The sequence below is a fragment of the Streptomyces sp. NPDC059010 genome, assembly GCF_042740355.1.
Classification (GTDB): domain Bacteria; phylum Actinomycetota; class Actinomycetes; order Streptomycetales; family Streptomycetaceae; genus Streptomyces.
The window spans coordinates 39,027-62,435 of sequence record NZ_JBHYJA010000009.1; the positions used below are offsets into that span (position 1 = coordinate 39,027).

Here is a 23,409-nt window from a genome sequence, read left to right on the forward strand (position 1 = left end):
GCCTCAGAACGCGAGATGGCTGTCTTGTTCTGCGGTCGCCAGGGCGATGATTCCCGCCCGGAAGTCCAACATCCGGTTCTTTCGCCTGTCTGGCAGGTTGTTCAGACGGTCGACGAGTTCCTGGGTGTTGTTCGGCGCACGGGTCGCCGGTGATCCATCTCCGTCGTGAGCGCGGACATATCTGATGGCCTCGGCGAAAGCCGGGGAGACGCCCAGCATGCGCACCATGCGGCGGTTGGAGTCACGATTGACGTTCACCAGGCTGCGCTGGCCGGCAGGCGCGGGCGGCCTCTCCAACGGCCCTGCCGTGTAGTTCAGCCGACCACGGTTGCTCGGCTGCTTCTCCTTCCATTCGTCGGCATCCTTGTCGTATCGGTACGTGCCCCAGGTCGCAGTGATGGACTGCGGGAATCCCTTGACCGTGCTCTGCCACCAGGTCAGGTCGATCTTGTACCAGACCATGCGCAGTTTGTCGTCGCGGCTGCTGTCCGGCCGCCGCATCTCCTTCTCCGGATGCTGCTCGATATTCCACTTGAATTCGGGGTTGTTGACGGCGCTACGAGCCGGCACCAGGTTGGATCCGAGGAAGGGCCCGCCGAGCTTCTCCGTGAGCAGGTGCATCCGGACCCAATAGTTGCTGCGATCCGTGTTGAGGTCGTACTTGTTGAGGTACCGGAATCCGATGGGCTCCTGCAGCAGGCGGGAGTTCGCCTTCTCTCCGTGGGCCTGGGCGAATTCCTTGTTCAGGTATTCGGCCTTGAAGTTCTTCGCGAGCACACCGTTCGCGAACTCCGGAATGCGAGGTGACGGCAGGTCGGGGTCCGGATGCGGCTTGAGGTAGTCGATGTGCTCTTCGTAGTCGTCGGTGTCGTAGTCCTCGGCCTGGGTGTGGCCGGTCGTGACCGGTGCCGTGGGATTGAGGGTGGCCGCGATGGAGAAGTCGGGGCCACCCGTCTTAGCCAGCCGGGTGAGCCGGTAATGGCGCCGCAGGTTCTCCAGCAACTGGCGGTGCACGTCGGGGTCCATCCCCTTGCCCAGCCGCTTGCGCAGCAGCGGGCGAATCCGGGCGACGATCTCCGCCAGGCGCTTGTCCTTGTTCTCCTCCTCCTGACGCCGCTTGTCCTTGTCCTCCTGGCTCTTCGGACGGGCAGGTCCGGTCCGCTCGGGCTTGCGTCCCGGTCCGCTCCTGTCCGGCCGACGCCGCCCCGGACCGTCCTTGTCCGGCCGACGTCCAGGCCCGCGCTTGTCGGGTCCACGCCCCGGACCGTCCTTGTCCGGCTTGCGGGACGGTCCGTCCTTGTCGCGCCTGCCGGGACCGGCTTCTGAATCCTTGCCCGGCTTGCGGTCGGGCCCGCCCTTGTCCGCGTCCTGTTTCGACTTGGCCGGAGCGTCCTTGTCCGTCTTCGGCTTGGGAGCCCCCGGGTCCTCCTTGGGTTTGGCCGGAGAGCCCTTCCCGTCGCCCCTCGGCCTGCTCGGGTCTTGCTCCTTCGGCTTGTCCGGGGTCCGGCTGTCGGTGCCCTTGGGCGTGGATGTGCTCGCGGTGTCCTTGTCATCCTTCGGCTTGCCCGCGCCCTTGCCGTCGGTCGGTTTCGGCTCCGGGGCCGACTTCGGCCTGGCCGGGGGGTCCGCCTTCGGCTTCGGCTTCACCGCCGGGGTCGGCTTGGTGTCCGGCTTCTCGGCCTGGTCCTTCGGCTGACCGTTCTTGTCCTTGGCCGTTGCGGGTGTGGGCTTGTCGGGGCCGGTGTGCGTCTTGGGCTTTCCGGGGGCGCCGTCCTTGCGTTGCCCCGGCTTCGCTGTCGTAGCCGAGTGCGTCTTCGGGGCCGAGTGAGTCGTCGGCGCCGTGTGCGGCATCTTCGTGGGTTCCGTCCGGGGCTCCTTGTCCCCGCCCTTGCCGTCAGCGCCATCAGCTCCGGCACCCCTGCCACCGCCCGGCTTTTCCCCCTTGCCCCGGCCCAGCCTCTCCGCAATGCCCTTGAAGCGCCGCCCCACCTTCGCCACGTACTTGCCGATCCCGCTCAGCAACGCTTCATAGGCCAGCTCCAGCAACGCCACGATCCCCGCGGCGACCGCCTTCGCGAACAGGATGCCGGCGCCGCCGCTGCGGACCGCCTTCAGCCAGTCGAGTACCGCGCCCATCGCGCGCAGGATTTCGCCGAGGGCGCCGATGGCCGTGCGGATGGCGTCGATGACGGCCATGACCCAGCCGGCGCCGGGGATCAGTTTGGCGATGACCTTGGTGATGACGATCTCGCCGATGATGAAGGGGAGTTGGGGGACGATGGCGTCCCAGGTCTCCTTGACGATCTGTTCGAGGGTGATGCCGCCCTTGATCAGTTTGTCGAGGATGGCCTTCGGGACGCCGATGATCTCCTCGATCTTGGACTGGAACCATTCCTTGACGGCAGCCTTGACCTCGCGGAAGAGGTGGTTCTTCGCGCCGTCGACAGCGGAGTTCTTGGCGCCGCTCCGCCAACCGCCGGGGTCGGAGAGGAAGTCGACGGCGATGAGCATGAAGTCGCCGAGGGCGTTCAGGAGTCCGGCGGCGAAGTCCAGGACCGCCTTGACCGCGTCCACGACGGCCTTGACGACGTCCAGGAGGGCTTTCTTCAGGATTTCCAGGATGCTGCTGAGCAGCTTGCCGATGGCGTCGAGGAGGTCGCTGATGGCCTGTTTCAGGGCGGCGGCGAGCCTGTTGACGAGTGCGATCGCCGCATTGATCAGTGAGGTGATCAGGTTCCGGATGCGCTTGGCCAGATCGATGACCGCCCGCACCATCGCCTTCGCGAACTCGATCAGATCCTTGATCAGGTTCTTGATCGCGTCGACGATGGCCTTACGGGCGGCGTTGATCCATTGCTCGACGTTCTTCTTGAAGTCACGGATGAAGGTGATGACCGCGTCGCGAGCGTCACGAATGACCTTGACGATCGCGTTCTTGATCTCGATGACCTTCTGTTTGATCCAGTCGAAGGCCTTCGAGAGCCAGTTGCCCGACTCCTCGGCAGCGCCGTCCTTCTTCCCGTTCGCCTCCTTCTCGGCGTTGTCCGCCTTCTCCTTGATCTTCTTGTCGCTGCCCTCCTTCTCCGTGTCGACCTTGTCGTCTGTCTTCTTCTCCTCGGTCTTGACGTCCTCGCGGACCTTCTCCTGCCGGTCCGTCTTCTTGTCGCCGAGGCTCTTGAGCTCCTTGTCCTGCTCCGAACGCCAGTCCTCGCGCTGGGCGGTGACATCGGCCATCGCCTTCTCGCGCTCGCCCGTCTGGGTTTCGGTATTGGTCTTGATCTCGGCGTCGACCTGCTGCTTGTGCTTCGCCTGCGAGTCGCGGAAGTCACGGTCCTTGGCCTGACGGCCCTCGGACACGCCCTTCTGGCCCTCGCTGAACGCGGCCTGGAACTGCGGCCCGCGCTCGTGCTCCGCGACTTCGGACGCCGCCTCCGGCGGTACGGCACCGGTCGCGCCCCCGCCCTCGACGGCGACTCCCTCGCCGCCGCCACCCCGGCCCGGCACCTTCGCGGACATCTGCTCCTTGGGAGCGTTCGGGTAGACCTGGTCCTCGCCCATCCCGCGACCGGCGTCGTCCTGGGCCGTCCCGAGGGTCTCCTGGCCCTTGGCGTCGACGTGGCCGCCCTGTTCGCCGGACGCCTGCTCGGCGCCGCCCTGCATCTCGACGCCCGGCGCGTTGCCCGCCTGGGCCTTCTTGAGCGCCTCGTCCTTCGTGGGCAGGCCGGCGAACTTCGCGGCCAACTCCTGTGGATCGACGACGGGTTCGTCGGCGCCGAAGAGACTCGCGACCCCGTTCACGATCTTGCCGCCGATGAAGCCCAGGGCCATCTTGAAGGTGTCCCAGCCGCCGGGCTCCTCGGCCTTCTCCGCCTCGATCTGGCCCTCGGGCTCCTTCTCGCCGGTGACCTCGGCGTTCTCCTGGTCCGGCGACTGCGCCTCGGCGGCCGGATCCTGCGAGTACGCGGCCGGGGCGTCCGTGTTCGGCTTGCCCTCCAGGGTCTGGGGCGCGCCCGCCGGGCGCTGCATGGAGGGCGGTGCGGAGGCGAGCGTCTTGTGTTCGTCGCCGACCGTACGGTCCACGGCGCCGCCCACTGAGCCCATGGCCTGAAGTGCCTTGTGCGGCTTGAGCTTCGAGGCGGTGGACAGGCCCGCCTCCGGGGAGACGCCCGAGAGGTTCGGAGCCGGGGCGGAGTCCTTCTTGCCCTTTCCGCGGGCCGGGGCGGGCGCCCCACCACCGCCACCGCCACCACCGCCACCGCCACCGCCACCGCCACCGCCCGACGATCCGCGGGACGGTGCCGCCTTGGGTGCCGGTGCCGTCTCCGGCGCGTCCTTCGCCTCGGGGGCCGCCTTAGGGGCGGACTGCGGCGCGGACGCGGGGGTGGACTCCTGAGCGGCAGGCGCCGACTTGGGTGCCGCGGCCGGGGTCTCCGTACGCGTCGCCGGGGCCTCCGTACGTGCACCGGACTCGGGCGCGCTCTCCTGTGCCGTACCGCCCGACGCTGCCGTCTCCGACGCACCCGCGCCACCGGCCGTGCCACCGGCGGACGTCCCACCGGACGCACCCGGACCGCCCGGACCGGTCTGTCCGGCCTGCCCTGTCTGTCCGGCCGCTCCGCCCGCCGCCGCGCCCGTGTCCTGCAAGCCCTCCGGCTTCTGTGAACCGGCAGCCGCCGAACCGGCGCCGCCCCCCGACTCCTGCGCGCTCTCCTTGCCCCCGGCTTCGGCCTGCGCGGACCTGCCGCCCGCCGCCTGCTGGGACTCCTTCTCCGGCGCCGCCCCGGCCTTGTCACCGGCCGCCGCCGTACCCTTCTCCTCCTTGGCCGCCGGCTCCTTGGCCGCGCCGCCGTCCTCGGACTTCCCGTCCGACTTGCCCGGCGCCTCCTGCACGGTCGTCTGCGCCGCGACCGCCCCCACCTTCGGGTCGTCGCCCGCCTTCGGGTCCCGGGTCGCCGCGCCCGGCGTGAGCGGCGCCGCGGCCTTCTCCAGGGCGAGGCCGCCGAACCCGCCGTCGCTCTGCGGCCCGCCCTCGGTCTCGGGTGCCGACGACGACTCCGCCTCCTCCGCGAGAGCCTCTTCGGGCTCGGGCTCCGCCGCCTCGTCCTCGACGTCCTCCGCGTCCCGCTGTGCCTGTACCTCGTCGGCCCTGGTGGGCGGTGGAGCGGGGAAGGACGGGACCGCCGGGGTGGCGGACGAGGACGGGTCCAGGTCGTCCGCCGTCGGTACGCCGGACACGTCGAGGTCCTGCTTCGGCAGGAAGTCCTCGGGCTGGAGCTTGATGTCCCAGGCGCTCGGCTCCTCGCCGCCGACGTCGACCTCAGAGTCGCCGCCGGAGCCGACGGAGTCGTCCTCGGTCTCCTCCTCCAGGCCCTCGACGTCCTGGTTGCGCTTCCCCTCCAGCGTGCTGAACTTGCCCGCCAGCTGGGTGTCCTTGCCGGAGGCGGCCGGTGAACCCTTGGGCTTCTCCTGGCCCCGCTTGTCCTGCTGCTTGAGCTGCCGGCCCGCCGCCATCGCCTCGGCCGCGCCCGGCCGGTTCTTCGCCGCGGACTCCTCCTTGCTCGCGGCGGGCGCCTGCTCCTGCTCGGCGGCCTCCTTGCCGGCTTCCTCCTTACCGGCCTTCTCCTTGCCGCCACCCGCGTCGTGGGACTTCTTCTCGCCGCCCTGCTGCCCGCCCGCCGCCTTCCCACCGGAAGCCGAGGACGCCGTGGACCCCGAGGACTGCTCCTTCTGGGCCGCAGGCGCGGCGGACGACGCCGCCTCTCCGGCCCCTCCCCCGGACGCCCGGGAGGCCCCGGCCCCGGCGGATCCCGCACCGGACGACCCCGTCCCCGCCTCCGGCTCCGTCCCGCGCGGCGCCCCGCCGCCCTGCGGAGTCGTCCCGTGCTCCGGCGTACCACCGTTCTGCGGAGTGCTGCCGGCCGCGCCCTCCTCGTCGGCCCGCTCCTTCTCCGGCCCGGGCGCGAGCGCGGGGCGCTCTTCCTCCGCCTCGCGCTCCTCCGCGTCCCGCCGCTCGTTCTCGCGCTCGGTACGCACCTGTTCCGCCAGGTCCGGCTCGATCTCCGGGGCGTCGTGCGCGCTGCGTTCCGGGGCCTCGGCATGGTCGTCGTACGCCTCGACCTCGTCGACCAGGTCGAGCACCCGGTCGTGCTCGGGGGCGAGCAGCCGGTTCTCCAGCCGGACGAGGACGCCGTCCAGCAACTCCTCCGGCAGTCGGGCGAGTTGCTTGCGGGTGCGCTGGGAGAGGTCCTCGGGGTCGCCGCGCAGGGAACGTACGACGGAGTTGGCCACCCGGTCGACCAGGGTCGCCGGGTCCATGGCCTCGGTGCGGTTGCGGTCGGCGTCGACGGTGGCGTAGCGCAGCCAGCCGGGGGTGGCCTGGTCCTGCTCGACGTGCGCCGTCTCCGGTCCGGCCTCCGGGTCGCGTACGAGGTCCTGCGCCCCCGCCTCCGCCTCCCGCTCGATCGCCTGCTGCGGCAGGCTGACCGCGCCCAGCTCGCGTCCGGCGCGCAGGGTGCCGAGGCCGTGCGGGTTCTGGACGGTGTGCAGGAGCTCGTGGGCGAGGAGGCGGCGGCCCTCGTCGGTGCCCGGTTTGAAGGCGCCCGCGCGGAAGAAGATGTCCTGGCCGACCGCGACCGCGTCCGCGCCGAGGAGGTCGGTCAGCTGTCCGGCGTCGCGGTCGGTGTGCAGGCGTACCCGGCTGAGGTCGTGGCCGAGCTGTTCCTCCAGCTCCCGGCGCACGCCGGGGTCGAGGGGCTGGCCGGCGCCGCTGACGATGTCCTTGGGTTCCGGGGTGCGGGACTGGGCGGCGCGTTCCCTGCGCTTGCGACGGCGCTGTTCGGCCGACTGCTCCGAACGGGCGTCCTGAGACTGGGAGTTGCTCATCGTGTCGCCTCCCCGTGGCCACTGAGCCCCTCGTGCACGACACGGGCCAGTTCCTGGCCGAGGCGGCGGGCGGACAGTCCGGCGGGCAGCGGCGGGAGGCCCGTGAGCGCGTCCACGGTGAGGGCGCCGTCGGCGGCCAGCGGGACGCCGTGCGCGCGGACCAGACGCGACAGTTCCTGTTCGAACGCGGCGGAGACCCGTTCGGGGTCGACCCGGAAGCCCTGCAGGGCCAGTTCGCCGATCTCCACGCGGATCTCGCGGGGGGCCTCATCGCGAGCGTTCGTGTTCACACCCATCCGCGGACCTCCGTCGGCGTCAGGGAACGCTCCAGCTTCAGATACTCCGTGCGAGCCGCCGCGAGCATGTGCCGCATCTGGAGGCGGTCACCCTCCTCGGCCGCGAGGAAGGCCCCGGACAGCGCGATGTTGCGGATCGAGCCGCCCGCGACGGTGAGCTGGGCGAGGAGGCCGGGGTCGATGCCCTTGAGCGGGGCCCGTGACGGCAGCACCCGGCGCCAGATCTCGGCACGCTCGTGCTCGGCCGGGAAGGGGAAGTCGACGACGAAGCGGATACGGCGCATGAAGGCGGTGTCGAGGGCCTTCTTCATGTTGGTGGTGAGGATGGCGAGGCCCCGGTAGGCCTCCATCCGCATCAGCAGGTAGCTGACCTCCAGGTTGGCGTACCGGTCGTGGCTGTCCTTGACCTCGCTGCGCTTGCCGAAGAGGGCGTCGGCCTCGTCGAACAGCAGCAGCGCGCCGCCGCGTTCTGCGGCGTCGAAGACACGGCGCAGATTCTTCTCGGTCTCGCCGATGTACTTGCTGACGACCTGCGAGAGGTCGATGACGAACAGGTCGAGGCCGAGCTCCTTGGCCATGACCTCGGCGGCCAGCGTCTTGCCGGTGCCGGAGCCGCCCGCGAACATCGCGGTGACGCCGAGGCCGCGGCGCAGCGTGCCGGCGAAGCCCCACTCCTGGTGGACGGTGGCCCGCTGCCGTACGTGCGCGACGATCTCGCGCAGCACGTTCAACTGCCGCTCGTGCAGCACCAGGTCGTCCCAGCCGGCCTCCGGCTCGATCCGGCGGCCCAGCTCGTCCATGCCGACGCGGGCCTCCTCAAGCCCGGCCCGCCAGGCGAGTTGAGCGGCGTCCAGCTCGTCCTCGTACGGCAGCCGGCGGCGTACCGTCGTGGCGGCGGAGCGTACGACGTGCGGCGGGAGCTGGAACTGCGCGACCAGGGAGCGCAGTTCGCCGTCGTCCAGGTCGGCGACCGGGTGGAACGCCTGCGCCCACAGGTCGACCTGCTCCTCGTCGTCGAGACGCGGCACCACCACCCGTGCGCCGTGTGCGCGCTCGGTGCGCAGCGGGTCCTCGCTCGACACGACGACCGGTACGGCCGCCCCGGCCAGGAACGCGTCCGTCGCCGCCCGCTGGTCGCGGTCCAGGTCGCCGACCTCCACCAGCAGCGCGGCGGGCAGCAGGATCGCCTCGCGCTGCCACAGCCGGGCGAGCCGGTCACGTTCGGCGGGGTCCGTCGGTACGTCCTCGGCGCCCATGGCATACAGCCCCAGCCCCGACCGCGCGGCCGCCGCGGCGGCGATGTCGGCCCGGCTGCGCAGATCACCGCCGGTCACCTCGACGAGCAGCGGCGCGTCCGGGCTCGCCCCCGTCGTCCAGCCCTCGGCGGCCCGGCTCGCGGCCACGTCGTACGACGGCGGCAACTGCTCCGGCACCGGCGTGCGGCGCAGACGGCCGTGCAGACGGGCGTCCAGGTAGGGCGAGCCCAGCAGGAAGTGCAGGATCCGCTCGTCCAGGCGCAGTCGGGAGGTCGTCAGCCGGGACTCGTCGTCCAGCTCGACGATCCGCCAGCGGCGCAGCGGCGCCACGGGCGTGAGCGCGCTCCAGTGCGGTTCGGCGAGGGCGGCCAGGGCGAGGGAGAAGGTCGGGTACGCCCGCTGCGGGTCACCGCCGGCCGCGGCGCAACGGGCCGCTGTCGTGGGGTCCAGCTCGTCGGCGGCCGTGAGGAGGATGACGTCGCGTTCGAAGGCGGTGAGGCCGAAGCAGCCGACGAGGGCGTCGAGGGGGGCGGTGCCCGGGGCGGCCAGGGGGGCCGGGCTCGCGGAGCCGGGGGCGCCGGACGCTGCGTCGGGCTGCGAGGCGCCTCCACCGCCGTCGGCCGGTCCGACGCCTGCCGCGTGGGCGTCGATGCGGGACAGGACACGCCGGATCTCCGCGGTCAGCGTCACGCCTGTGCCGTGTGCGTCGGTCGCCGCGGAAGTACCCGCCGTGCTCCGCTCGTTCGTCCCCATGTCCTCACCTGCCCCCGTCGTTCCCATGCCGCCCCTCAGTTCTCGGTGCTTTCGGCTCCGCCGTCCGTCTCCGTGCCGGGCTTGATTCCGCCCGGCTTCGTCGACTTGCTCGCCTGGGCCGCCTTCCGGCCACGTGCCGGGGCTTTGGCAGGTGGCTTCGCGGGCGATTTCGCGGGCGCCTTGGCAGCCGCCGCTTTCGCCGGTGTCTTGGCCGGGGTCTTCACCGGCGTCCTGGCGACAGACTGCTGAGCGGCCCCGCCGACCTCAACGTCGCTTCCCTCACCGCTGGTTGACGCATCGTCACCGACTATCGGCGGAACCGGCGCCCCCGGCGCTCCGAACGGCAGCACCCGTACCTCCGGCCGCTCCACGGGTTTCGCCGGTACGGGGGTCTCGCGACCGTCGATGAAGATCAGGGACGCCTGGTAGACCACCGACAGCGAGTACGGCGTCTGGTAGAGCATCCCCCACAGCTTCGACGTCTCGTCGATGTCCATCACCGTCGGCGAGAACCGCACGCGCTGTGCCGCCTCCGCCAGGTCACTGCCCGTCAGATACGGCTTCTCACCTGCCTGTTCGATGACGTCCTTCGGCAGGATCGGGATCTCGTGCAGGGTGCGTACGACGGCGCCGACCAGCCGCTGCCCGACCAGTTCCGTCTCGTCGCCGTACGCGCTGATCAGGTAGTGCAGGTCCAGCGCGGCGGCCGGGCGCTTGATCAGCGTGCCGTCCGAGGCACGGGTCGGCAGGTCGTTGCCCCGCATCGCCGTGTTGGGCGTGACCTGGTACAGGAACACGTTGATGGTGGGCTGGTCCGGCGGTTCAGCCGGCGGCTTGCGCGGTTCGACCTTGACGGCCTCGCCGAACTCCGGGCCCACATTGGATTCCAGCAGCAGGGCGAGGGCCTGGGTGACATGGGCGATGGCGAGTGCGTTGCTCATGAAGTCGGTTCCTCGGTTCCTCGGTCCGTCATGTCACTCCCGCCCTCGCGCCAGGTACTCCGCCAGGCTCAAGGTCGCCCCGGAACGGCCCGTGGTGGACGTGCGCTGCCTGCCGCCGCCCGACGGCGCCGGTCCCGCCGTCACCTCCAGCCGCCCGATCTGCACCTGGACCACCTGCTCGGGCGCCTTCCCGGGCCGCCGGGCCGCGGCCTGTCGTACGGCGTCCCGGGCCGCCGCCGTGTCGGCGGCGCTGGGCCGCAGGGGGGATGACACGGCGGCGGGGGTAGCGGCGTCCGCACCCGGGGGGATGGGCACGGACGCCGCGCTCTGGGGGGAGCCCCGCTCCGGACGGCCCCGGCTCACCGCACGCTGTGCGGCGTCGGGCGCCGGGCGCGGGCCCGTGGTGACCGGCGCGACGGGGCGCAGCAGCGGCGCGTCGGGCAGGGCCCTCGGGGCGGGCCGCGGTGCCGGGTCGGCCGGGGTGTGCTCGGTGTGTACGACCGTCCGCTCGCGTTCCGTGTGCAGCCGGGCGGCGGGCTGTGCAGGGCGCGGTGCCACCGTCCGCCGGGTGTCGGAGGGCGTGGTGGACGGCCACAACAGGTCGGTGCCGTCGTCCGGTTCGGCCGCCGTGGCCCGTACCGCCTCCACCCGTTCGAACGGGCCGGGCAGCCGCGGGCGTACCCGCACCACGTCCGGGCGAGGACCGCCGGTAGCCGGGGCGTGCCGGGCGATCAGCCGGTCGAGGAAGTCGGGCACCGGTGCCCCGTCGGTGTCAGACATCCGCACACAGCTCCAGGTAGTAGCGGCGCCGCAGCGGGCTGAGCGCCAGGATCTCCGGCTCGCTCCAGCCGTACGAGGTGGCGAGCAGATGGACGTCGAGCAGCAGGTCCCTTGCCCAGGCGTCCAGTTCGGTCCACAGGTAGGAGGCGATGTCGAGCTCGGCCCGGGTGGCCGCACCGCACTCGGGGCAGGCGATGTTGAGCGTCACGTCGGCCCCCGGGTCGGCGGCCTCGACGGCCTCGGCGATCCGGCGCTGGACCGGCACGGGCAGGTCACCGGCGCCGACGGCGGCCCCCTCGCGCGTCGCCGACACCAGGCAGCGGGCGAGCAGGGCCATACGCGGGTCGGCGGCCCGGGCGGCCGCCGTCAGATCGGCGACACCGGGCAGCCGGAACTCGACGTCCCAGCCGCCCTGCTGGACCCGCACGACGGACCCGGCGGACCGGACGGACCTGGCGGCGCCAGCCGACCCGACTGACCCGGCGGACGAGTCGCCCCCGGCCGTCGGATCCACCGGTTCAACCGAACCGCCCCGCCCGCCCAGCGACCGAGCGAACTCCCCGGCGTCCAGGTCGAACTCCATGTCCTCCCCGCAGGCCGAGCACCCCAGCCGCACCTGCATCCGCTCCCCGAACAGGGCGCGGCGCAGCGCGAACAGGTCGGACTCGCGCTCCCCCACCGGCAGCACCGGCAGGGCCGCGCCGTCGACGTCCGGGCGCGCCGTGCGGTGCAGCAGCAGCGCGCGCCCGGACGGTGCCTCGGCGAGGCCCGCCTCCCAGGTGGCCAGCAGTTCGGCCGCCCCGGTGATCGCCATCGTCTCCCCCCGCTTCCCTCAACCGGTCCTACATCACGCCGGGTTGAGGAACGACGGCTCCTCGGGCTCGGGCACCTCGTAGTCCCGCTCCCAGCCCTCGCATTCGAGCTTCAGGGACTGGATGGCGACCGCGTTGGCGTTGGCGTCGAGCTCGCCGAGGACCTGGTACTCGCTGGGCCAGGTCCGGTACAGCTTGTGGGATACGGCGACCTGGCCGGCCTCGTTGAGGACCTGGATCACTATGTCCTTGCGGAAGTCGGCGAGGGACACCTCGGAACCGAGGCCCGCGCCGACCTGCCAGACCTTGTTGGCCCAGCGGTCGAACTCGGGGTCGTGGGTGACGCCGCGCTCCAGGGTGATGCCCTCGAACTCGGAGCGGCCCGGCGACTTGCGGGGCGATGACGGGTCGCCCCCGTGCCGGTGCTTGACGACTTCCGTCGTCCGCTTCAGTGGACTGATCTTGCTGATGCCCGCGACCGTCCGACCGTCCCACAGGACCAGGAACTTGAAGTTCTTGTAGGGGTCGAAGCGATGCGCGTTGACCGTGAACTCAGCCATCGGATTCCTTCAGTTCTCCACGATTCCCCGCGCCTAGAGCGCGAACTGCCCGGACGTCTGCTGGATTTTGACGATCACGAACTCCGCCGGCCGGACCGGTGCGATGCCGACGAGGACGTTGACGATGCCGTTCTCGATGTCCTCGGCGGTCGTCGTGTCGCTGTCGCACTTGACGAAGTACGCCTCGCGCGGGGTGCCGCCCTTGAAGGCGCCCTGACGGAACAGCGTGTGCAGATACGAGGAGGCGGCGAGCCGGATCTGCTGCCACAGGTTCTCGTCGTTGGGCTCGAACACGACCCACTGCAGGCCGCGCTGGAGGCTCTCCTCCACATGGAGGGCGAGCCGCCGTACGGGGACGTACTTCCACTCGCTGTCGAGCGCGTCCGAGCCCTCCAGCGTGCGGGCACCCCAGACGACCGGGCCGGTGACCGGGAAGGTGCGCAGGCAGTTGACGCCGAGCGGGTTGAGCAGTCCGGCCTCACGGTCGGTGAGGTTGACGGTGAGCGAGTGCACGCCCGCGAGCCGCGCCTCGGTGCCGGCCGGGGCCTTCCACACGCCGCGCTCGGAGTCGGTCCGGGCGATGACGCCGGCGATCGCGCCGGACGGCGGGAAGGAGCGCAGCCTGCCCGTGAGCGGGTCGGTGAGCTGGAGGTGCGGGAAGTACAGGCCCGCGTGGTTGCCGCGCACGGCGTCGAAGGCGGCGAGCCCGGCGCGTGCGGTGTCGACGCTGACCCAGGTGCTCGGCGCGTCGACCAGCAGGAAGATCCGCCGCTCGGCGCACAGCCGCTGGGCGGCCGAGATGACGGTGAGGGCGTCCTCGGTCTTCTCGTACGCCGCGAGTTCGGGCAGCGCCAGCAGGTTGACGTCGGCGACGCCGCGCAGCGCCTGGATGCCGGACTTGTCGCCCTCGGAGCCGATGAGGTCGCGCGGGCCGGGTGCCTCGCCGTCCTCGCCGCCCTCCAGCGGGAAGACCGGCGGGTTGACGGAGGCCTCCAGACCGAGGTCGTTGGCGCACTCGCCGAGGAAGCGGACGACGTCCTCGGGGTCGGTGGAGCCGGCGACGACCTGGATACGGCGGCCGAAGGCGGTGACCTCGACGCCGGCGAAGGCGTGCTTGCCGGGCGCGTCGGGCAGGGCGCGCAGCTTGCGCTCCAGGAGCAGCGCCAGCTCGGCGACGCTGCACGGGGCTTCGCCGTCGCAGTCGGGGTCGTAGAGCTTGAACTCGCGCTCCACCTCACCGATCTTGACGGTCAGGTCGACTTCCAGGTTCGGCAGTTCGTCGCCGAACGGCTTGGAGACGGTGCCGGACGGGTCGGGGCGGCCCTCGCCGACGACCTCGACGCGGATCAGCTTCGAGCCCGCGTTGATCACGGTCTGCGCGTAGCGGCCGTTCGCGGGGTCCATGGACAGGCCGGTGAAGCTCTCGCGGGCGTCGCCCTTGGCGTCGTAGACCCTGAGGTTGAAGGTCTCGTCGGGGCGCGGGGTGTCGTGGTCGACGGCGACGCGCAGGCCGTTGCCCCAGACGCCGGGCTCCTTGGCGTGCACTTCGAGGACCGGGCCCTCGCTGTGGCCCTCGGTCGACTTGAGGGTGACACAGGCGGCCTTGCCGCTGCCGGCCTTGGCGACCCGGACGATCACCGCGACGGTGCCGCCGTTGCCGAAGAACTGATGGACCGCGTAGCCGACGGCGCTCTGCGCGCTGAGGCCGCCGAAGCGGCGCTCGAACTCCGCGAAGCTGGTGACGCGTACCGGCTCGTTGAGCGGACCCCGTCGGGTGTGACCCACAAAGGCGGTCACGGACGTGGTCAGGGTCGAGATCGTGCGGGTGCTGCTGGGAAGCTCTTCTACGTAGACACCGGGATACGTCGGCTTTGCGGCGCTGACCGCGCTCATCGGCATTCCCCCTCCTACTCCCTGTCTCGGGTACCGGACAAAGGCACCAAGAGATGGCAGAGGGAGGCATTCCCGACCGGGGCACGAAAACGCCACCCACAAGGGCGACACCGTCTACGTGCACCGCACCAGTTCCCCCGTCATCACCGTGGGCGATCGGCCGCACGGCTCAAGCAACGCGCTTGTGACTCCTGATGCTCAAGTGCTCAACACACCTTGCTGCGTTCGAAGTTGGCCGAGCAAGGCGCCTTCAGGCCACCCCGGGAGGGGGTTTGGTGAAGGGCCCCTCTCTGCATCCGCACATCCCACCTGCGCGCCCCGGGCAGCTGGTTCACGGATTCTGCACACGGGGTCCGCGCGACGCGCCGCTGGAGCCGCGACCCGCGATGGAAGCGCTTACCAACACGCCATTCGACTGGTCGCACGAGTGTGCGATCTCCCCGAGTCGTACACACCGCGCCGTGGCTGGTTTTCCACGAGTGACGAGAACCCACCCCCACCGGTCACCCGTTGCGGGGTCGGTGAAATCCCACCGCCGGCCTCACCGTCAATCTCACCACCATGTCTTGACATGGGACTGAAACGATTCGTAGCTTGGCCGATCATTTAGATGCGTGAAACGGGTTCACGCATATGAACTCCAGATCCAACGGAGTGTGTCCATGCGGGATCACCGACGATGTCGCCGCCCGGCCGCCGCCCTGCTCGTCGCCACGGCGCTCGCGTTCGGAACGGCCGCGTGCGGCTCCGGTTCCGGCAGTGCGGGCAGCGACGACCCGAACACGCTGGAGGTGTGGACCCGGAGCAATCCGGACGCCGCCGCCACCTACGACCGGGTCTTCGCCGCGTTCACCAGGAAGACCGGCATCAGGATCGACTACCAGCCGGTCATCAACTTCGACCAGCAGCTGCAGAGCCGGGCGTCCACCAAGGAACTGCCGGACGTCATGATCAACGACACCGCGCTGATGGGCAGTTACCAGAGTCAGGGCCTGCTCAAGCCGATCGACCCCGCCTCGGTCGCGGGCGGCGACCGGATCACCGACAAGTCCTGGGCGTCCACCGTCGGCATCGACGGCAAGCACTACGGCATCCCGTACTCCCGTCAGGCCCAGACCCTGATGATCCGCACGGACTGGCTGCGCAAGCTCGGTCTCAAGGCACCGACGACCTGGCAGGAGATGCTCTCCGTCGCCAAGGCCTTCGCCACCGAGGACCCGGACGGCGACGGCAGGGCCGACACCTACGGCATCGTCGCGCCGGCCGGCGCCCAGAACGGCTACGCGGCCTGGTGGGGCGCGAGCTTCCTGTGGCAGGGCGGCGCCGAGATCATCAAGTCGGACGGCGACGGCAAGTACATCCCGGCCATGGACTCGCCCGCCGCGGTGCACGCCGTGACCTGGATGAAGGACAACCTCTTCTGCGGCGAGAAGGGGGTCGTCCAGCCCGGCGCGGTCACCGCCGTCACCTCCACGGCCACCAACTTCCAGGACGGCAACGCCGGGATGTACATGACCGGCCCGTACAACATCACCACCTTCGACGGCACCCTCGGCAAGGACAAGTACGAGGTCGTCCCGGCCCCCGCCGGACCGGCCGGCGGCGATGTGCTGGCCGACGGCGAGAACATCTACCTCGGCGCCAGGACCGGCAAGGACAGGCAGGAGCTGGCGCTGGCCGCGTTCCTGGTCTCGCCGGAGGGCCAGAAGATCGCCATGGCCGGCGTCGACGGCCACCAGCCCGTCGTCCGCATCCCCGTGAACTCCACGCTGGACGCGGCCGGGGTCCGCGACGACGCCCGCTGGAGTGTCGTACAGAAGGCGTACGAGGACGCCTCCCGGCAGTTCCCGAACGCGCCGGACTTCGCGCCGATCAAGCAGGACACCGCCGACGCGCTGAACTCGATCTTCACGTACTGCGGCGGTGACGTCCGCTCCCAGCTGGCGGAGCTCGACGACACCCTCGCCGGTGACCTCAAGGACCAGGACCTGCTGAAATGACCGCCAATGTGACCACGCCCCCGGCACGCGGGGCCCTCGACAGCAGAGCCTTCGTGAAGAAGGCCGTCATCCCCTGGCTGTTCCTCGCTCCCGGACTGCTGCTCGCCCTCGTCTTCAAGTTCTGGCCGATGGCCAAGGGCATCTGGCTCAGCTTCTTCGACGTGCGGCCCTTCCTGGGCGACCAGTGGATCGGGATCGAGAACTACACCAGGGTTCTCACCGACCACCGCTTCCAGGACGCCATCGGGCACACCCTGGTCCTCGGCATCGGCCAGTCGGTCGGCGCGATCCTGCTCGGCTTCGTCCTCGCGCTGCTCCTGGAGGGCCAGGCCCGCTCGCTGAAGATCCTGCGTACCGCGGTCTTCCTGCCCGCGGTCACCGCGACCGCGGTCGTAGGCGAGCTGTGGCGGCTGATGTACTACCCGACCTCCGACGGCCTCCTGAACAGCGGCCTGCACCTCCTCGGGCTCGGGCCCGTCCAGTTCCTCGACAACCCGGACCTCGCGCTGTACTCGACCATGGCGATGGGCATCTGGATCTGGGCCCCGTACAACATGGTGATCCTGCTCGCCGGTCTCGCGGGCGTGGACCGCTCGCTGTACGAGGCGGCGGCCATGGACGGCGTGTCGCTGTGGCAGCGGCTGCGCCACATCACCCTGCCCGCGATCCGTCCGGCGCTGATGATCGTGCTCACGCTCGCCACGATCCGTGGACTGCGTGTGTTCACCGAGGTCTACGTCCTCACCGGCGGCGGTCCCGCCGGGTCCACCGACGTCTGGATGACCCGCGCCTACACCCTGGGCTTCACCCGCAACGACATCGGCGGCGCCTCCGCGGCCTCGGTCGTGCTGCTCTGCGTGACGCTGCTGCTCACCGTCACGGTCAACCACCTCCGCAAGAGGGGAGAAGCGCGATGAGCGCCCCCGTCATCGACCCCGTCCGGCCGGCTGCCCCTGACACCCCGGCCGGACGGAGCACCAAGGCGGAGCGGACCACCCCGGCCCGCTTCGACACCGCCCTCGGCTGGAACGACAGGCCGGGTCTCGCCTGGACCCTGCGCATCCTGCTCTGTCTGATCGCCCTGGCCGTCTTCGCGGCGCCGTTCCTGTCCATCTTCTCGGGCGCCTTCACCACCAACCCCAGCGGCTCCTCGCTGTCGTTCCTGCCGCACGACAGCACACTGCTGAACTTCAAGGTGGCGGGCGAGCGCGGCATCTGGGACTACCTCGGCAACTCGCTGCTCATCGCGGGCGGCGGGCTGCTGCTCCAGCTCGTGGTGTGCACCCTCGCCGCGTATGCGCTGGCCCGGCACCGGTTCCGCGGCCAGGCGCTGGTCATGATGCTGTTCATGATGACGCTGATGCTGCCCGAGGAGGTCATCGCGATCCCCCTGTCGCTGGTCCTCGGCGACGTCCCGGTGGTCCATCTGGACCTCAAGGGCACGGTCTGGGGCGTGATCCTGCCGCTGGGCGCCTGGGGCTTCTCGGTGATGATGCTGACCGAGTTCATGCGGGACATCCCCGCCGAGATCGAGGAGGCCGCCCGCCTCGACGGCGTCGGCGAACTGCGGATGCTGGGGCAGATCGTGCTGCCGCTGTGCAGGCCGGCGCTCGGCGTGGCCGGCGTGCTCGGCTTCATCATGATCTGGGACCAGTATCTGCTGCCCCTGATCGCCGCCAAGGACCCCACCGACTACACGGTCACCGTCGCCCTGTCCATCCTGCGCACCGACCCCGAGGTCGGCTCGGGGGTGGTGCTGGCCGGTGCGGTCATCGCCCTGATACCCAGCCTGATCGTCTATCTGCTCCTCCAGCGCTCGCTGGTCACCGGCATCGCCGCCGGGGCCACCAAGGGCTGACCCCGACCCCCCCACGAGAGAGAACATGAAGTTCCAAGGAGTGCTGTTCTTCCCGGTCACGCCGTTCGGCTCGGACGGTTCGCCGGACGAGGAACGGCTCGCTCAGCACATCGAGTCCGGTGTCGCCGCGGGCGCGGGCGGTGTGTTCGTCGCCTGCGGCACGGGTGAGTTCCACGCGCTGACGCCCGAGGAGATCGAACGGGCCACGCGGGTCGCCGTGGAGACGACCGCCGGACGCGTCCCCGTCCTCGCGGCCGCGGGCGGCCCCGTCCCGGTCGCCCGTGACCAGGCCGCCCGCGTCGAACGCGCCGGCGCCGACGGCATCCTGCTGCTGCCCCCGTATCTGGTGACGGCGCCTCAGCAGGGCCTGGTGCGGTACGTCGAGGAAGTCACGGCCGCTACGGATCTCCCGGTGATCTTCTACCAGCGCGGCACCGCCCGCCTCACCGAGAGGACGGCGGCCCGGATCGCCGCCCTGCCCCAGGTCATCGGCCTCAAGGACGGCATCGGCGACATCGAACGGATGCACCGCATCGTCCGCGCGGTGCGTGCCGTGCCGGGCGCGGCGGACTTCCGCTTCTTCAACGGCCTGCCCACCGCCGAGCTGACCGCGCCCGCCTATCGCGGCATCGGCGTCGACCTGTACTCGTCGGCCGTGTTCGCCTTCGCCCCGGAGATCGCGCTGGCCTTCCACCGGGCTCTGGCCGAGGGGAACGACGTACTGGTCGGCAGGCTTCTGGACGAGTTCTACGGCCCTCTCGTCGAACTCCGCGACGAGGTACCCGGATACGCCGTGGCCCTCGTCAAGGCCGGAGTGACCCTCCGGGGCCTGGACGTCGGCGGCGTACGGGCGCCGCTGCTCGATCCCACGCCGGAGCACATCGCCCGGCTCGCGAAACTCATCGACCACGGCTTGGAGGCGGTCCGCGCATGAGCACCACCGCAGGCACTCGCGTCCGCGAGCTGATCGTCACCCCGATCGCCTTCCGCGACCCGCCCCTGCTCAATTCCAACGGCGTCCACGAGCCGCTCGCGCTGCGCGTCATCCTCCAACTCGTCCTGGAGGACGGCACGGTGGGCCTCGGCGAGTCGCCCGGAGGAACCGCCCGGCTGGAGCGGCTCCAGGCCGCCGCGAAGGTCGTCGTGGGCATGGACGTCTTCGATACGACGGCCCTCTCGGCGGCGATCGACGCCGCCCTGCTGCCCACCGTGCCCAGCTCCCACGAGCGCGGCTGGACGACCTCGGCGGTGGAGGTGGCCTGCCTCGACGCCCAGGGCCGACTGCTCGGCCGACCGGTCGGTGACCTGCTCGGCGGCCGGGTCCGCGACTCGGTGCCCTTCGCGGCGTACCTCTTCTACAAGTGGGCCGAGCACCCCGCCCTGGACGGCCGCGCGGCGGCCGGCGACGACTGGGGCGAGGCGCTGGATCCTGCCGGGATCGTCGAGCAGGCCCGGCTGATGCAACAGCGCTACGGGTTCGAGTCCTTCAAGCTGAAGGGCGGTGTCTTCCCGCCCGACGAGGAGATCGCGGCGATCAAGGCGCTGGCGGAGGCATTCCCCGGGCAGCCGTTGCGTCTGGACCCCAACACGGCCTGGACGGTGGAGACTTCGGGGTACGTCGCGCGCGAGCTGGACGGCGTACTGGAGTACTTGGAGGACCCGACCAAGGGCATCGAGGGGATGGCGGAGGTCGCGAAGGACTCACCGCTCCCCCTCGCCACCAACATGTGTGTGATCGCCTGGGAGCACCTGCGGCTGGCGATCGAGCAGAACGCGATCCAGGTGCTCCTCACCGACCACCACTATTGGGGCGGACTGCGCCGCACCCGTGAACTGGCCGCCGTCTGCGAGTCGTTCGGCATCGCCCTGTCGATGCACTCCAACTCACATCTGGGCATCAGCCTCGCCGCCATGACCCATGTCGCCTCGGCCATCCCCAGCCTCGACCACTCCTGCGACACGCACTACCCGTGGAACTCGGCCGACGACGTGATCGTCCCCGGCGCCCTCGAACTGCGCGACGGAGCGGTCGCGGTCCCGTCAGGGCCGGGCCTCGGCGTGGAGCTCGACCACGACGCCCTCGACCGGCTGCACCGCCTGTACATCGACTCGGGAATGCGCTCCCGTGACGACACCGGGTACATGCGGCGAGTCCAGCCGGAGTACGAACTCCGGCTGCCGCGCTGGTGACCGGCTGTTCCCGGTGAACGTCACAGGAGGGGCTGCGTCGGGCCCCAGGACGATGTGCTCGCTGAGCACGAGGAGCATGCGGGGTGAGACGGCCGTCATAGCCGACACATGGTCCGCGCGCCCATGGTCCCGCCCGGGGAACGCCGCTACCGTGATCGACCGGCTTCCGGACGGGCGAAGGAGTTGAGGGTGGGCGCAGACCGGTCGACGGCCGTGTTGGTGACCGGCGGCAGCGGGTTCGTCGGCAGTCATCTGGTGAAACGGCTGCTGGAGCGCGGCTACCCGGTGCACGCCACCGTGCGGAGCACGGCGGCCACGGCCAAACTGCGGCCCCTGCGGGCGATGCAGGAGGCACATCCCGGTCAACTGTCGCTGTTCGAGGCCGACTTGCTGACCGAGGGCTCCTTCGACGAGGCGATGAGCGGATGCCGGACGGTGTTCCATGTGGCGTCGCCGTTCCGTATGCCGGAGAAGATCAAGGACGGCCGTCGGGAGATGGTCGACCCTGCCCTGCTCGGCACCCGCAACGTGCTGGCGGCGATCGAGCGGACGCCCACGGTGGAAAGGCTCGTCCTCACCTCCACCGTGGGCGCGATCTTCGGCGACTACGCGGACGTCCTGGCCATGGACGACGGCGTGCTGTCGGAGCGGTACTTCAACACCACCAGCACGGTGGAGAACAACCCGTACCACTACGCCAAGACGGTCGCGGAGCGGGCGGCCTGGGACGCGGAGGCAGCCCAGGGCCGCTGGCGGATGGTGTCGGTCAACCCCGGCCTGATCCTGGGCCCCTCCCTCACCCCCGCCTCGGAGTCCGGCAGCCTGTTCCTGCTGGAGGAACTGTTCAAGGGCTACTTCTTCTACGGTGCCCCGGACTTCAGCTTCACCACGGTCGACGTGCGCGAGGTGGCCGATGCGCACATCGCGGCGGCGGAGAACCCGGACGCGAAGGGCCGTTACATCCTCGCCGCTCCCACGATGACGTCCTTCCAGGAGATGTCCCGCATCATCCTGAGCCGCCGTCCCCGCGACCTCCGCCTGCCGCGCACCGCGCTCCCGCACTGGCCGGTACGCATCCTGGGGCCGGCCTTCGGACTGACCCAGGACTACATCCGGGGGCACCTCGGCATCCGCTTCCGCGTCGACAACAGCCGCAGCGTGAGCGAACTCGGCATCACCTACCGCCCGATCGAGCGGACGGTCCTCGATCACTACGAGGCGTGGCGGAGCCGACGCACCGCGCAGTGAGCCAGGCCCTCTTTCCGCCCCGAGCGTCGAAGGTCACAAAAACGTATCGGACATTTCATACGTCAACCTTCACGCGAGTCACACAAGTTGGTTAGGTTACGCCTCAGGCCGCACGACGACCTCCGGCGAACCCGCCGGGACGCGCGGCCTCCGCCGAGTCCGGTGCGCCCGCATGGGCCACTGGAGCCGGGGACCCAACCGAACTTGGGGTGAATCGGCCCAACCGCCTTTCGGGGCAAGGGCCGTAGGGCAAACCTTCCGGACAACCGCCCGAACCCTCCCCCAGAGCCTTAACGGCCTGGGGGGACCCCCACCGCTAACTCGGTAGGCGGAGCACGGAAGGAGTACGTCGCCCATGGCGCCGGAACGCACCGCGCGTCCGGGGGCATTGAGCCTCCCCGGCATGCGCAATTCCGCACTCGCATCGGCGGCCCTCACCTCAGTGGCCCTGCTCGCCCAGACGGCCAACGCCGCCCCCTCCGCAGGGGACGACACGCCGAGCCGCGAGGAGGTCAGCCGACGGGTCAGCTCCCTCTATGACCAGGCCGAATCCGACACCGGGACCTTCAACGCCACCCGCGCGTCGGCCACCGGCCCCCGCAAGCGCGCCGACCGGCCGACGGACGCCGGACGCGGGTACGGCGCCGCGGGCCGCGCCGATGACAGCAGGCGCAGCGACCCCGCCCTCGACAACGTCACCCGGCAGTGGTTCGACGCGGCCCGCTCCCAGCTGGGCCCGACAGTCCCGGCGGCACTGCCGCGCGACAGAATGCCGGACCGCCCCACCGGCACACGGCCCGCACGCCAGCCGGAGCGCGCGCTGGAGGGCCTCAGCGACCTGCCACTGCAAGCACCCGGCCGGGCCGCCCTGGAGCTGCCCGCCGCGCCGATCGCCGAGCTGCCGCCCGCCCCGGCCACGACAGCGACAGCGACAGCGACAACGGCACCCATCCCGGAGCTGACCGCCGGCCCCGTCGCCGCCCCGAGCGACTCGATCACTCAGACCGCCCTCGCCCTGCCCGCCCCAACCGCCGAACCCACGGCGACCGGGTCGGCAGCCGGTTCAACAGGCGGTTCAACAGGCGGTTCAACAGGCGATCCGCAGCAGCGATCCGCGCTGCGGACGACCAAGGAACAGAACCAGCGCAAGCTCGGCCGGGCCCGCGACCTGCTCGCCGCCTACACCGGGCAGCAGCAGAGCACGACCCTCACCGCGCTCGACGCCCCCCTTGACCTGCCCGCCCCGACCCAGCCCTCGGCCGAGACACGGTGGGAGGCGCTGCAGGACATGGGACCGGCCGACCTGACCCCGGTCCCGGCCTACACGGCGGCCTGGGCGGCCACAGCAGGCTGGACCGGCACCGCGACCGGGCCCGTCGACGCCCCGGCACCCGCCACCACGAGCACGGCCCTCGACACGAGCCGGCCCATCGCCCCCAGCAACGCAACCACCTCAACCGCCCTCACCTCCACCGCCCTCACCTCCACCGCCCCGCAGGACACCCGAGCCGTACGCGCCCTGGACTTCGCCCGTGCCCAGCTCGGCAAGCCCTGCATCTGGGGCACGGCGGGCCCGGACGCGTACGACGGCGCCGGTCTCACCCAGGCCGCCTGGAAGGCCGCCGGGATCACGCTCCCCCGCACCCCGCAGGAGCAGGCGACCGCCGGGCGCGGAATCGCGCTCACCTACATCGAACCGGGTGACCTGGTCCTCTTCCACGCCGGGCACGTCGGCATCTACTCCGGCAACGGCATGATGATCCACGCCCCCGGCCCGGGAGCGGCCATACGCGAGGAGTCGATCCACTACGCCGGGGAGTCCGCGATCCACAGCGTGATACGCCCCGCCTGACCCCCTCGCCAGACGACGGCCACCCCGCCTCCCAGGAGGCGGGGTGGCTTTTCACTGCCCCCGGAGCGGGCGAAGGAGTCCTCGGCGT

15 protein-coding genes and 1 riboswitch are annotated in these 23,409 nt (G+C 71.0%); of the genes, 7 read left to right on the top strand and 8 right to left on the bottom strand.

The window, feature by feature from the left end; translation table 11 throughout:
• Positions 1-3: 3 nt before the first annotated feature.
• Genes ACFWYS_RS11345 through ACFWYS_RS11380 form a run of 8 tightly spaced genes read right to left on the bottom strand, consistent with a single transcriptional unit; the run spans position 4 to position 14,179 of the window.
• Positions 4-6,882 (bottom strand): DUF4157 domain-containing protein, encoded by a 6,879-nt coding sequence (locus ACFWYS_RS11345; RefSeq protein WP_384765937.1) that lies wholly within the window; start codon positions 6,880-6,882, stop codon positions 4-6.
• Positions 6,879-7,178, bottom strand: coding sequence for a hypothetical protein (locus tag ACFWYS_RS11350; protein WP_384765939.1), 300 nt, complete (start codon positions 7,176-7,178; stop codon positions 6,879-6,881). The genes ACFWYS_RS11345 and ACFWYS_RS11350 overlap by 4 nt, the downstream gene beginning before the upstream one ends.
• A complete protein-coding gene (locus ACFWYS_RS11355; RefSeq protein WP_384765940.1) occupies positions 7,169-9,187 on the bottom strand; it encodes an ATP-binding protein in 2,019 nt (672 codons plus the stop codon). The genes ACFWYS_RS11350 and ACFWYS_RS11355 overlap by 10 nt, the downstream gene beginning before the upstream one ends.
• Before the next feature lie 35 nt (positions 9,188-9,222).
• Positions 9,223-10,128 carry a DUF4255 domain-containing protein gene (locus ACFWYS_RS11360; protein WP_384765941.1) on the bottom strand — a complete coding sequence of 302 codons (906 nt, stop codon included), beginning with the start codon at positions 10,126-10,128 and terminating at the stop codon, positions 9,223-9,225.
• Positions 10,129-10,161: 33 nt separating this feature from the next.
• Positions 10,162-10,908, bottom strand: a complete 747-nt coding sequence (locus ACFWYS_RS11365; protein ID WP_384765943.1) for a hypothetical protein — start codon at positions 10,906-10,908, stop codon at positions 10,162-10,164.
• Entirely contained in the window at positions 10,901-11,722 is an 822-nt protein-coding gene (locus ACFWYS_RS11370; protein WP_384765944.1) for a hypothetical protein, read from the bottom strand. Before ACFWYS_RS11370 ends, ACFWYS_RS11365 begins: the two co-directional genes overlap by 8 nt.
• 33 nt (positions 11,723-11,755) lie before the next feature.
• A complete protein-coding gene (locus ACFWYS_RS11375; protein ID WP_004003113.1) occupies positions 11,756-12,280 on the bottom strand; it encodes a phage tail protein in 525 nt (174 codons plus the stop codon).
• A 33-nt stretch (positions 12,281-12,313) separates the two neighbouring features.
• Positions 12,314-14,179: a phage tail sheath family protein gene (locus tag ACFWYS_RS11380; protein ID WP_384765946.1), complete on the bottom strand. Its 1,866-nt coding sequence runs from the start codon at positions 14,177-14,179 to the stop codon at positions 12,314-12,316.
• Positions 14,180-14,835: 656 nt separating this feature from the next.
• Here ACFWYS_RS11380 and ACFWYS_RS11385 point away from each other — a divergent pair.
• The 7 genes from ACFWYS_RS11385 (at position 14,836) to ACFWYS_RS11415 (ending at position 23,321) form a co-directional block, all read left to right on the top strand.
• The gene (locus ACFWYS_RS11385) at positions 14,836-16,173 is read left to right on the top strand and encodes an ABC transporter substrate-binding protein (RefSeq protein WP_384765948.1); all 1,338 of its coding nucleotides are present in this window, start codon (positions 14,836-14,838) and stop codon (positions 16,171-16,173) included.
• Positions 16,170-17,090 (top strand): carbohydrate ABC transporter permease, encoded by a 921-nt coding sequence (locus tag ACFWYS_RS11390; RefSeq protein WP_384765950.1) that lies wholly within the window; start codon positions 16,170-16,172, stop codon positions 17,088-17,090. Before ACFWYS_RS11385 ends, ACFWYS_RS11390 begins: the two co-directional genes overlap by 4 nt.
• Positions 17,087-18,031, top strand: a complete 945-nt coding sequence (locus ACFWYS_RS11395; protein ID WP_384765952.1) for a carbohydrate ABC transporter permease — start codon at positions 17,087-17,089, stop codon at positions 18,029-18,031. The genes ACFWYS_RS11390 and ACFWYS_RS11395 overlap by 4 nt, the downstream gene beginning before the upstream one ends.
• Before the next feature lie 25 nt (positions 18,032-18,056).
• Positions 18,057-18,965, top strand: a complete 909-nt coding sequence (locus tag ACFWYS_RS11400; protein ID WP_384765953.1) for a 5-dehydro-4-deoxyglucarate dehydratase — start codon at positions 18,057-18,059, stop codon at positions 18,963-18,965.
• Complete coding sequence (locus tag ACFWYS_RS11405) at positions 18,962-20,221, top strand: glucarate dehydratase family protein (protein ID WP_384765955.1); 1,260 nt, start codon at positions 18,962-18,964, stop codon at positions 20,219-20,221. Before ACFWYS_RS11400 ends, ACFWYS_RS11405 begins: the two co-directional genes overlap by 4 nt.
• A 189-nt stretch (positions 20,222-20,410) precedes the next feature.
• Entirely contained in the window at positions 20,411-21,469 is a 1,059-nt protein-coding gene (locus ACFWYS_RS11410) for an NAD-dependent epimerase/dehydratase family protein (protein ID WP_384765957.1), read from the top strand.
• Positions 21,470-21,610: 141 nt separating this feature from the next.
• Positions 21,611-21,816: riboswitch (cyclic di-AMP (ydaO/yuaA leader) on the top strand.
• Positions 21,817-21,872: 56 nt separating this feature from the next.
• Positions 21,873-23,321, top strand: a complete 1,449-nt coding sequence (locus tag ACFWYS_RS11415) for a C40 family peptidase (protein ID WP_384765959.1) — start codon at positions 21,873-21,875, stop codon at positions 23,319-23,321.
• Positions 23,322-23,409: the final 88 nt, after the last annotated feature.

Coding starts and splice junctions, on each gene's coding strand:
- ACFWYS_RS11345 (WP_384765937.1), bottom strand. CDS start 6,882: ATGAGCAACTCCCAGTCTCAGGACGCCCGTTCGGAGCAGTCGGCCGAA.
- ACFWYS_RS11350 (WP_384765939.1), bottom strand. CDS start 7,178: ATGGGTGTGAACACGAACGCTCGCGATGAGGCCCCCCGCGAGATCCGC.
- ACFWYS_RS11355 (WP_384765940.1), bottom strand. CDS start 9,187: ATGGGGACGAACGAGCGGAGCACGGCGGGTACTTCCGCGGCGACCGAC.
- ACFWYS_RS11360 (WP_384765941.1), bottom strand. CDS start 10,128: ATGAGCAACGCACTCGCCATCGCCCATGTCACCCAGGCCCTCGCCCTG.
- ACFWYS_RS11365 (WP_384765943.1), bottom strand. CDS start 10,908: ATGTCTGACACCGACGGGGCACCGGTGCCCGACTTCCTCGACCGGCTG.
- ACFWYS_RS11370 (WP_384765944.1), bottom strand. CDS start 11,722: ATGGCGATCACCGGGGCGGCCGAACTGCTGGCCACCTGGGAGGCGGGC.
- ACFWYS_RS11375 (WP_004003113.1), bottom strand. CDS start 12,280: ATGGCTGAGTTCACGGTCAACGCGCATCGCTTCGACCCCTACAAGAAC.
- ACFWYS_RS11380 (WP_384765946.1), bottom strand. CDS start 14,179: ATGCCGATGAGCGCGGTCAGCGCCGCAAAGCCGACGTATCCCGGTGTC.
- ACFWYS_RS11385 (WP_384765948.1), top strand. CDS start 14,836: ATGCGGGATCACCGACGATGTCGCCGCCCGGCCGCCGCCCTGCTCGTC.
- ACFWYS_RS11390 (WP_384765950.1), top strand. CDS start 16,170: ATGACCGCCAATGTGACCACGCCCCCGGCACGCGGGGCCCTCGACAGC.
- ACFWYS_RS11395 (WP_384765952.1), top strand. CDS start 17,087: ATGAGCGCCCCCGTCATCGACCCCGTCCGGCCGGCTGCCCCTGACACC.
- ACFWYS_RS11400 (WP_384765953.1), top strand. CDS start 18,057: ATGAAGTTCCAAGGAGTGCTGTTCTTCCCGGTCACGCCGTTCGGCTCG.
- ACFWYS_RS11405 (WP_384765955.1), top strand. CDS start 18,962: ATGAGCACCACCGCAGGCACTCGCGTCCGCGAGCTGATCGTCACCCCG.
- ACFWYS_RS11415 (WP_384765959.1), top strand. CDS start 21,873: ATGCGCAATTCCGCACTCGCATCGGCGGCCCTCACCTCAGTGGCCCTG.